This window comes from Bacilli bacterium, from assembly GCA_036381315.1.
Classification (GTDB): domain Bacteria; phylum Bacillota; class Bacilli; order Paenibacillales; family KCTC-25726; genus DASVDB01.
The window spans coordinates 1-10,365 of sequence record DASVDB010000065.1; the positions used below are offsets into that span (position 1 = coordinate 1).

The following is a 10,365-nucleotide window of genomic DNA, read 5'->3' on the forward strand; positions in this document are numbered from 1 at the left end:
CAATACACGGCGAAAATCGTGAAAGAGCTCAGACTGCACGGCAATATAGGCGTTCAAGTGAAACGTGATGATTCCCGCCAGCCGAAAATAGTCGAAGTCAACCCGCGCATACAAGGAACGATTGTCCATTGCACGGCGGCAGGCGTAAATTTGCCGCTTCTGGCCGTGAAACTGGCGTTTGGCATCGCCCCGCGAAAAGATGAATTAATGATCAAATGGGGCACCCGCATGGTGCGGTACTGGGAGGAAATTTTTTACGACGGGCAGGGCAACTCGTTTGTTATTTAAAAGAAGCTAGTTGCCCAGTTGCAATCGCCTGATGCGCGATATACAATCAAAAAAACGCCTTGGAACCAAGTCGCCCAGGAATAAAAAAGGAGACCCGAGAACGTGCCCTTGTTTGCAAATTACCCGCTGGTCGCGGCATTCGCTTCCATCCTGATCGCCCAATGGGTAAAAGTGCCGTTGTACTACATAACAAACCGCTCGTGGAATTTGGGGCTTTGTTTCAGTTCGGGCGGAATGCCCAGCTCCCATTCGGCCGCGGTCGTTTCCCTTTCGACGGCAATCGGCATCTGGAACGGAGTGTCCTCCGTTCCGTTTGCCATTTCCGCCGTATTTAGCGCAATCATCATGTTCGATGCGGCGGGCGTACGCCGCCATGCGGGCGAACAAGCCGTAATCCTCAACCGTTTAATGGAGGAATTTTACTATTTATTTCAACGAACGGGGCAGGAACAGCGAAAAGCGCTGAAAGAACTGCTCGGACACCGGCCGATTGAAGTGTTTGTCGGAGCCTTGCTGGGAGCATGCATCAGCGTGTTTACTTACATTTTGTTTTATCGCTGAATCGCTTTTTGCCGCCATCAAAAAATTTTCACCCTTTTTTCAAAGCATCCTCCAATGTAAATTTCCCTTGTTTTTGCTTATGCTTGAACAAAAGGAACATTTCATGGAGGGATATACGTTGGAACTTATCACGACCGGTAAAATCCATTATCCCGGTTACCGATTGATGCTCTCGATGCATGTGTTTGAAAAGCAAATGAAGTCGGCTCCGAACGGGTTTTACCGCATTTCCCTGGTTGAAAACGGCACGGGATCGGCGCACGTAAACGGCCGCTCTTATTCCTTTTCGGCGCCGGCTTTATTTTGTTTTAACCATATGGACGATGTTGTTTTGCGGACTTCTGACAAAGGCAAAATCAAAACAATTTTTTTTCAACCGACCGTTATGAACGAGAAATTTACGCTGGACGCCTATTTCCACCAGAACAAGTATACGGTGACGGAATCGCAGGATTTATGGTGCTTGAAGCCCTTTTTTCCACAATCGGAGCATGCCGGCGGAATCATCACGGTCAAGTCGGTATATATCGCACATATCAGCCGCTTGTTTGCCGAACTTGGCGGTCTTCTCAGGAATCAGCCCGACAGCAATTGGCCTTGCCGCAGCAGGGTCTGTTTGTTTGAGTTGCTTTATTTTATCCGCCGCCTCGATATGGAGGATGGCGCGATGGTTCAACCTGTGCCGGATGAAGCGGCAAATCTGCTGCGGGAAGTCGTGAATTACCTGAGTGTAAACTACCGTGAGAAAATCCGCCTCGATCAGCTTGCCAGACAATTCCACACCAATAAAACGACCCTCAATCAATTATTCCGCAAACACTTGCAGCAATCGGTCATGGGCTACTTAAGCTCGCTGCGAATCCAAATGGCATGTTCCATGCTGCACAACACATTGCTTTCGACCAATGAAATTATGGAGCGAGTGGGCTATCATGACGGGGCGCATTTTTTCCGGCAATTTCGCAGCCACACCGGATTGTCCCCGTCTCGTTACCGCAAGGCAAACTGTTGGCTCAAGTAATTTTCGATCCGCAATGTGCGGTTTGCAATTTGCAATTACGTTTCACACCTGATTTCGCTAAGATAATCCCAAGGACTTCGGTCTAGGAGGGATTATTTTGTTGGCAAAAAGCGCGAAGCGGATCTTCATGGTCGCGGTCTTGATGGCAATTGCCGCCGGTTGCACTTCCAAGGCTTCCGTCTTAACAAGCGTAAATCCTGAGCCAACCGCAACACCTTCACCATCGCCGGCTATTGAACACGTGCAAGAGTTGGAATTTCAGGGGATGCCCTATTTGCTGTCGGTTCCGGCAGATTATGATGCAAAAGCGGATAAAAAGTGGCCGCTCATCATGTTTCTGCATGGCTACGGCATGAACGAAGAATACCTGAGGAATTTGGGCATCATTACGGCTGTGGATCAACTGGCGCAACCTTTTATTACGATCACCCCCATTACGACCAAAGGCTTCTGGCAATCGGATGAAGATAAGCTGGTCGGCATGCTCGACGAAGTTGCTCAACATTACCGCGTGGACAAATCCAAAATGTATTTGACCGGCGAAAGCATGGGCGGATTTGAAACCTGGGATTTGCCGGCCGCCCATCCGGGGATATTTGCCGCCATTGCGCCGATCGAAAACGGCGGGGATGTTACGTTGGCGCCGAAGTTGGTCGATGTACCGATTTGGGCGTTTCACAATAAGCTGGATACGATTATAAGCTGGGAGACAACCGAGAAAATGGTCAACGCGGTAAAAGACGCCGGAGGCAAAGAGGTGCTGTTTACCATTCATGATCAGACCGGGCACGACGGGTATACGAAGACGTTTCACGATCCGCAATTTTTCGAGTGGCTGCTCAAACATTCGCTAAAAAAATAAATGCGAAATAACCGTTTATGCGGCTGAATGCCGGGTGTCGCTCCCCTGCTCCCGACGTTCGGCCTTTTTTGTTAGCGGGCATTCGGACAATTGCATATATTGGAGAAAATATTGGCATACCTATCGAAAAGGCCATTCGATAGGCTTTTTTCTTTCCGGAAGGTGTATGGCAGATGCAGCCGAATCCAAAAATTCTGATCTTATATGCGAATTATGGCGACGGCCATATGCAAGTATCCAAAGCGCTTGCGGATTGTTTTCAGAAATCGGGCGCAAACGCCGTGCTGATGGTGGATCTGTTTGCGGAAGCGCATCCGCTGATGCATGCGATTACCCGGTTCGCTTATTTAAAAAGTTCCGTCTACAGCCCGCGGCTTTATGGGTGGAGTTACGCGCTGACGCAAAACATGCGCTCCGACCAATCCGCCGCCAAATGGGTGAATGCGCTGGGCATCCGAAAATTAAAGGAAATTATTAGCCGGGAAAAGCCGGACGCGGTAATCAACACATTTCCGCTCATGTCGATGAACGAACTGCGCAAAATCGCCAGATTGCGGATACCCACGTATACCGTTTTGACGGATTTTGTACTGCATCGCCGGTGGCTTCATCCGCATACGGACAAGTTCTTTGTGGCGACGGAAGACCTCAAGGAACGTTTGCTTAGAGAAAACTTCCCGGCGGAGCGCATCTCTGTCAGCGGCATTCCGATTCGGGAGAGTTTTTGGCAGCCGATCGACAACCGGGCTTGCTTGGAGCGTTACGGCCTTGCCGCCGACAAAAGCGTCGTTTTGATCATGGCGGGCGCTTACGGTGTGACCCAGCATTTTAAAATGTTGGCGAAGACTTTGTTGGCGTTTGCCAATATCCAGATTATCCTCGTTTGCGGAAAAAACCGGGCGTTGCAAAAAAAATTGAATGCCAGTTTCGCCGATGTGCCGAACGTTCATGTGTTCGGCTTTGTTGAAGCGGTGCACGAACTGATGGCGGTTTCGTCCTGCATGATTACAAAAGCGGGGGGAGTCACATTTGCCGAAGCGCTGGCGATGCGCTTGCCCGTCGTTGTGTTTCGCCCGCTGCCCGGCCAGGAAAAAGGCAATGCGCAATATTTCGCCGCCAAAGGCGCGGCGTTGATCGCCACCAATCTCTATGAACTGAAAGAGCATGTTCACAGGATTTTGGCAGACAACAGCTTGAAGTTGCAAATCACACAGGCGATGGCTTTGTTACAGCGGCCCCTTGCGGCGAAGGCGGTCGTTGCGGAGATTTTGCGCGATCTTGAATGCGGCGCAAAAAGCAATGCGGTGGGGAAAGTATAGGAGTTTCGGCAGTTTTCATTTTGCGCAAAGTGTAAAAATATCGCCTTGTTGAAAGGAGGAGAATTGGCAAGATTCGACGAACCATTGAGTAAGAGCCATTTTCGCGGAGAAGGGATCGCAAGATGAAAATCATCCGCCGACATTTGAATACGCTGCGAAATCAGATGCTGTTCGGCTCTCTGCTGGTGATGACCCTGATTTTGGGCGGCGTGGCGATCGTCACGTTCAAATCGGTCTCCACTTTGCTGAAAATCAATGCCGAAAAAAACATCCAGCAGACAGCCGTTCAGGCAAACGGGCGTTTGGAAGCCATTTTGGAACAGATCGATACACTGACTACGGAAGCGGCTACAAGTACATATGTGCAACAAGTGCTGCAGGAAGAAGCGAATGGAGCGACGATTTCAATATCCGAACAGCAAAAAATACCTCCGGAAATAAACATTGTGCAATTATATGGCAGCGGCGTAGAAGCCGTTTATTTATATAGCTATCAGGGACGCAGCCTGTATCCGTTTTATGGCGAGCGGCTGCAGAATGCGGTGCGCGCCGACTGGATAAACGAGGCTATGCAAAAAAAAGGCAGTTTGGTATGGTTTGGAAACGATCGCCAACACCCTGATTCGATTGTGGCCATCCGGCTGATCAAACTGATTGACCAAAACTTTATGCCGGGCGGATTTTTGCTTGTCCGCATCAACCGCAGCGCTTTTAGCTTTCCCCCGGACGATCCCAATAAAATGCTTCTGGTCGGTGTTGACGGGAATGAAATCGCGACCAACATACCGGACATCGGACATTCGACCGTCGCCTATTTGCTGCATTCATCGCAAAAAACGATCCGTCTGAACAACCAAACCTATATGATCGTTCGCCAACATTCTTCCATTACCCGCTGGACATTGTTTATTCTGACTCCGATCAGCGAAATTACCGACGGCATTTCCATGCTGCGTTCGGCGATACTGATTCCGGCCGGCGCCGGCTTTATTCTATTTATATTTCTCTCGCTCTTGTTGTCGACGATCATTACCAAACCGATATTAAAGTTAATCAGAACAATGCGGACAAGTTCCCGCAACGGCGTTCTGCAAGAAGTTGCCGCGGAATCGTCGACGGTTGAATTGCATGAACTGCAAAGCACCTACAACGAAATGGTAGAGAATATCAATAATTTGATTCGCCTTGTATATGAAAAGGAAATTTTGCAGAGCCGCACGGAATTGAAAGCGCTGCAGGCGCAAATTAACCCGCATTTTCTGTTCAATACGCTGGAAGCCTTTTATCGCTTATTGGTCGAAAAGGAGCAGCCGGAGCTTGCGGAATACGTGATTACAATGTCGGGGTTGTTCCGGTACACGATCAGCAGAAACAATAAGGAGGAGTGGGTCAGCCTGGGCGAAGAACTGGAGCATGCGGAAAAATACTTGAGCATTATGAAAATGCGGCTGGGCGATCGTTTATCGTGGGATATCGAATACCCGTTTGGATTGGCGTCCTGCAAAATACCCAAACTGATCATTCAGCCCATTGTGGAAAACGCGATCGTTCATGGCGTGGAAAACCGGATTGGGCCGGGCAAGGTTTTCATCTCGGCAAGCGTTTCCGAAAGCGGAGATCTTCTGATTCGGGTGCAAGACGACGGAGCCGGCATGGACGCGGAGACCCTTGCCAGGATCAAACGGGCGGGCGGAAGCGGAGATGTCGTTTCTTCCAAAAGAACCGGGATGGGAATCAGCAACGTGCGGCGCAGGTTGCAGCTTTATTACGGCAAAAAACATTTTGCAAGCGGTGTTTCCATTACCAGCCGGAAAGGCGAGGGCACGACGGTGCAATTGAAAATTCCATTGGAGTAGGGAGTGGTGCCGTTGAAAAATCCATCGATTCTCCTGGTTGAAGACGAGCCAATGACCCGGGAAGGGTTAAGAAAGACTTTGGAGTCCTGGAGCGCAGGCCGCTATTTGATTCATGCGTTCGACAACGCCAACGATGCGCTCGGCTTTACGGAAAAGCATGCGTTCGACTTGCTGATAACGGATATCCGGATGCCTGAAATAAGCGGGTTGGAACTTGTATCCAGACTGGCGAAAAAGTTGAATAACGATATGCCCCCGGTGATCATTTTGTCCGGATACGCCGAATTTGACTATGCCATGCAAGCGATCCGGCTGGGCGTCGTCAGTTATTTGCTCAAACCGGTGAGCAACGCAAAACTGATCGAAGAGGTAAAGAAGGCGCTGTTGGTCAACGAAAGGCGCAGCCGGATCGGCATCATGGAAAAAATGTTCGACTCCAAATTATTGGATGCCGGTTCCAACGAATCCGACGCCAGCGATTCGATCAAGGCCGCCCTGGAGTATATCGACCGCCATCTCTCCGAGCCTTTTGGCATGCAGGATGTGGCGGATTACGTGCATTTGAACGCCAGTTACTTCAGCGTGCTCTTTAAAGATCAGATGGGGATCACGTTCAGCGACTATCTGACCCGCAGGCGCCTGCAGCGGGCTAAAGAACTGCTGATTCAAACCAGGCTTCCGATTGCGGAAATCGCCCTTAACGTCGGGTATCACACGGCAAAATATTTTAACCGGATTTTCAAAGAATACGAGGGCTTCAGCCCCGGGCAGTACCGTGAAAAAATCAAACAGGACAACGGCTTATAGGCGAAAAACCCAAAAAAAGTGGAAGGAAACCTAATCGTCATGCCCTTATTGAAGTTGCATGATCGTTATACACTTGGAAAGAAAGCGTATTCGCGCTTTCCGAATGGGGAGTTTGAGCGATGATCAAAAGAAGAATCCTCTCCGTCGCATTTTTCATTTGTCTTGCCTTGACGGCTGTCGGCTGCGCGCATCGTGCCGACATGGCCGAGCAAGCGGAAATGTCGGAAGAAATCATTACGCTCAAGTTGATGTCGCAATGGTCGCAGGCGGGAAGCCCGGCGCAATATAACGCCGCCAACAAGATCATTAAGGAATTCATGGCGGCCAACCCGAACGTCAAAATTGACGTTGATGTCCTGGAAACCAACCAATACAAGGCTAAATTGAAAGTGCTCGCCGCTTCCAATAAATTGCCCGACGTTGGCTTCACCTGGGCGGCCGGATTTATGGAACCGTATGTCAAAGGAAATGAATTCGCCCCGTTGGACGATTTGCTTAAAGGCACTTTAAAGGATAAATTCGTGCCGGGCACGACCGAATCTTTTTCGTACAACGGCAGCACGTATGCGCTTCCGGTCGAATTGAACATCGTTCCGATATACTACAATAAAGCCATTTTTGCCAAATACAATCTTGAAGTTCCGCGCACCTATGCGGATTTCAAGCATATTATCAAAACGCTCGCTGACAACGGCGTCACGCCGATCACACTGGGCGGAAAAGACGGCTGGACATCATCGTTTTGGTATATGTATCTTGCCGATCGCATCGGTGGCTCGGAGTTGATGGATCGTGCAGTCGAAAATAAAACTTTTACCGAACCGGCATTGATTCAAGCGGCAAGAGAAGCGCAAAGCCTGGTGGACATGAACGCGTTTACCAAAGGATTTAACGGCTTGTCCAACGATGAAATCAAATCCCAATTCACGTTGGGCAACTCCGCCATGTATGCGATGGGCACATGGGAAGTTCCGAACTACACGACCAATCCGGATACGCCGCAACAATTTAAAGACAACGTCGGCTTTTTCAAATTCCCGATCGTTGCCGGCGGAAAAGGCAACATTGACGACTGGGTCGGCGGCGTCGGCGTCGGCATGTTCGTCTCGCAAAATTCCAGACATCTGGATGCCGCCAAGAAATTCGTCGACTTTTTTGTGCAAAAATGGGGCGAAAATTCCGTCAACGCCGCCGGCGTGATACCGGCGACCAAAGTCGACACGAGCAAAGGCAATCTCCCGCGCATGTACATCGATTTGTTGACCCAATTAAACAAGGCGCACAAGGTCATCTTGTATCTGGATGTGCAAATGAGGCCGGTAGCCGCGGAAACCCACCATAATCTGGTGCAAGCTTTGTTCGGCAAAGGGATCACGCCGGAACAGTTCGCCAAAAAGCAGGAGGACGCCCTTAAGGCCGGAACATAAGCGATGAACCTATACATAACATTTTAGGAGAGTGAAACGATGAAAAATTTGTTTTTCAATGCCCATCATTCCCCGATCGGCGCTTTTTCCAGCTTTATTCTGGGGTTTCCGGGCAAAGCGGGAGGACTGGATTTGGAGTTGGGACGCCCGCCCAAACAAAACGTGTTTATCGGCGTGGAGATGCTTGAACGCGAAGGGCATTATGAGGCGCTGCCGTTTTTTGCCTCAACTGAAGATGAAAGCAAGCGTTATGACATTGAAAATATGGATCCGGATCCCAATAAGCCGCAAATCGTGCATCCTTTCCCGCTATCGCGGGTGAACCGCGATTTCCGTTTGGGCACGGATACATGGACGGCGGGCGATTTGACTTTTACCGTCTATTCTCCCGTAGTCGCGGTGCCCGATCCGCTCACGGCGTCGCCCGAAGAGTTGAAAAGCGCGCTATTGCCGGCTGTGATCGCGGAGCTTGTGATTGACAACCGCAAAGGGCGGCGACCGCGGCGCGCCTTTTTCGGCTACCAGGGCGAAGATCCATACAGTTCCATGCGCCGTTTGGACGATACGTGCGAAGGCGTAGTCGGAGTTGGCCAGGGAAGAATAACGGCCATTGCCGCGCGGAGCGGGTCTGTCTCCTCGGCGCAGCACTTCAGCCTGGAGGATATTTTGCTCACTAAGCTCAAGGAAAATTGGACATTCGGCCTTGGACCGGTAGGGGCGCTGATCATGGAAGCGCCGGCGGGGGAAAAGGCCGCGTTTAAGTTCGCCATAGCGTTTCACCGTGGGGGGATTGTAACGGCCGGCATGGACGCCTCTTATTACTACACCCGATTTTTCCCGGATATCGAGTCGGTGGCTCGTTATGCGCTGGAGCACGCGGAGGCGATCAAGAAACGGGCGCTGGAAAGCAACGCCATCATTGAGCGGCCGCATTTGTCAAACGACCAGCAATTCATGATGGCTCACGCGATTCGCAGCTATTACGGCTGCACGCAGCTTTTGCAGGCGGACGGCAAACCGTTGTGGGTCGTCAATGAAGGCGAGTATCGGATGATGAACACGTTCGACTTGACGGTCGACCAGCTTTTTTATGAGTTGCAAATGAATCCGTGGACCGTGAAAAATGTGCTGGAATTGTTCCTGAACCGGTACAGCTATGAAGACCGCGTGCGATTCCCGGGCGACGATCGGGAGTACCCGGGGGGGATCAGCTTTACCCATGACATGGGTGTGGCCAACACTTTTTCCCGCCCGCATTATTCCGCTTATGAACTATACGGCATTGACGGCTGCTTTTCGCACATGACGCACGAACAGTTGGTCAACTGGGTGCTGTGCGCCTGCGTGTACGCGGAACAAACCGGCGACCGGCCATGGATTGAAGCGCATGTGGACGTGCTTGGCGCATGCCTGCAAAGCATGCTGAACCGTGATCATCCCGACCCGGACAAACGCAACGGCTTGATGGGGCTGGACAGCAATAGGGCGATGGGCGGCGCGGAAATTACAACCTATGACAGCCTGGACGTATCGCTTGGCCAGGCGCGGAACAATCTCTATTTGGCAGGCAAATGTTGGGCCGCTTATGTGGTCATGGCCAAATGGTTTCGCGAATGCGGCAAGGAAGATTTGGCAAAAACAGCCGAGGTGCAAGCGGATAAATGCGCCGCTTCCGTCGTTTCAGAGCTTACTCCGGAAGGGTATATTCCGGCGATAATCGGTGAAGGCAACGATTCGCGGATTATTCCGGCAATCGAGGGGCTGATTTTTCCCTACTTTGCCAACTGCCGCGAAGCGCTGGAGCCAAACGGCCGATACGGCGCGTATATCGGCGTGTTGAAGACGCATCTGGCTACCGTGTTGCGCGAAGGGGTCTGTTTGTTTCCGGACGGCGGATGGAAGATCTCTTCCACCAGCAACAACTCCTGGTTGAGCAAAATATACTTAAGCCAGTTTATCGCGCGCAAAATTCTGGGTTGGAAGCAGGATGCCCAAAGCGCCGCGGCGGACGCGGCGCATGTCGCCTGGCTGACCGATCCCGAACTGTCCATTTGGAGCTGGAGCGATCAGATCATCGCCGGCAAAATATCCGGCAGCAAATATTATCCGCGCGGAGTCACGAGTATTTTGTGGCTCAAAGAAGCGCAAGATTAAAGTTTTTTTCGGCGACGCATTTTGGATGGTTATCCCTGTCAGGACAACTCTTCCACCCATATCATGATAG

General features: G+C 50.9%; 9 protein-coding genes. All 9 read left to right on the forward strand.

Annotation, left to right across the window (positions count from 1 at the left end):
- Nucleotides 1–288: ATP-grasp domain-containing protein (locus VF260_05055; protein ID HEX7056549.1), on the forward strand; the 288-nt coding region annotated here is incomplete at its 5' end.
- 102 nt (nt 289–390) lie between these two features.
- Complete coding sequence (locus VF260_05060) at nt 391–849, forward strand: divergent PAP2 family protein (GenBank protein ID HEX7056550.1); 459 nt, start codon at nt 391–393, stop codon at nt 847–849.
- A gap of 118 nt (nt 850–967) precedes the next feature.
- Nucleotides 968–1,870 (forward strand): AraC family transcriptional regulator, encoded by a 903-nt coding sequence (locus VF260_05065; GenBank protein ID HEX7056551.1) that lies wholly within the window; start codon nt 968–970, stop codon nt 1,868–1,870.
- Between the two features lie 97 nt (nt 1,871–1,967).
- Entirely contained in the window at nt 1,968–2,732 is a 765-nt protein-coding gene (locus tag VF260_05070; protein ID HEX7056552.1) for a phospholipase, read from the forward strand.
- Nucleotides 2,733–2,905: 173 nt separating this feature from the next.
- Nucleotides 2,906–4,051 (forward strand): glycosyltransferase, encoded by a 1,146-nt coding sequence (locus VF260_05075; GenBank protein HEX7056553.1) that lies wholly within the window; start codon nt 2,906–2,908, stop codon nt 4,049–4,051.
- Between the two features lie 122 nt (nt 4,052–4,173).
- On the forward strand, nt 4,174–5,907 hold the full coding sequence (locus VF260_05080; protein HEX7056554.1) for a sensor histidine kinase: 1,734 nt from the start codon (nt 4,174–4,176) through the stop codon (nt 5,905–5,907).
- Between the two features lie 6 nt (nt 5,908–5,913).
- A complete protein-coding gene (locus VF260_05085; protein ID HEX7056555.1) occupies nt 5,914–6,714 on the forward strand; it encodes a response regulator in 801 nt (266 codons plus the stop codon).
- A 119-nt stretch (nt 6,715–6,833) separates the two neighbouring features.
- Nucleotides 6,834–8,141 carry an extracellular solute-binding protein gene (locus tag VF260_05090; protein ID HEX7056556.1) on the forward strand — a complete coding sequence of 436 codons (1,308 nt, stop codon included), beginning with the start codon at nt 6,834–6,836 and terminating at the stop codon, nt 8,139–8,141.
- Nucleotides 8,142–8,180: 39 nt separating this feature from the next.
- Nucleotides 8,181–10,295: a glycoside hydrolase family 52 protein gene (locus VF260_05095; protein HEX7056557.1), complete on the forward strand. Its 2,115-nt coding sequence runs from the start codon at nt 8,181–8,183 to the stop codon at nt 10,293–10,295.
- Nucleotides 10,296–10,365: the final 70 nt, after the last annotated feature.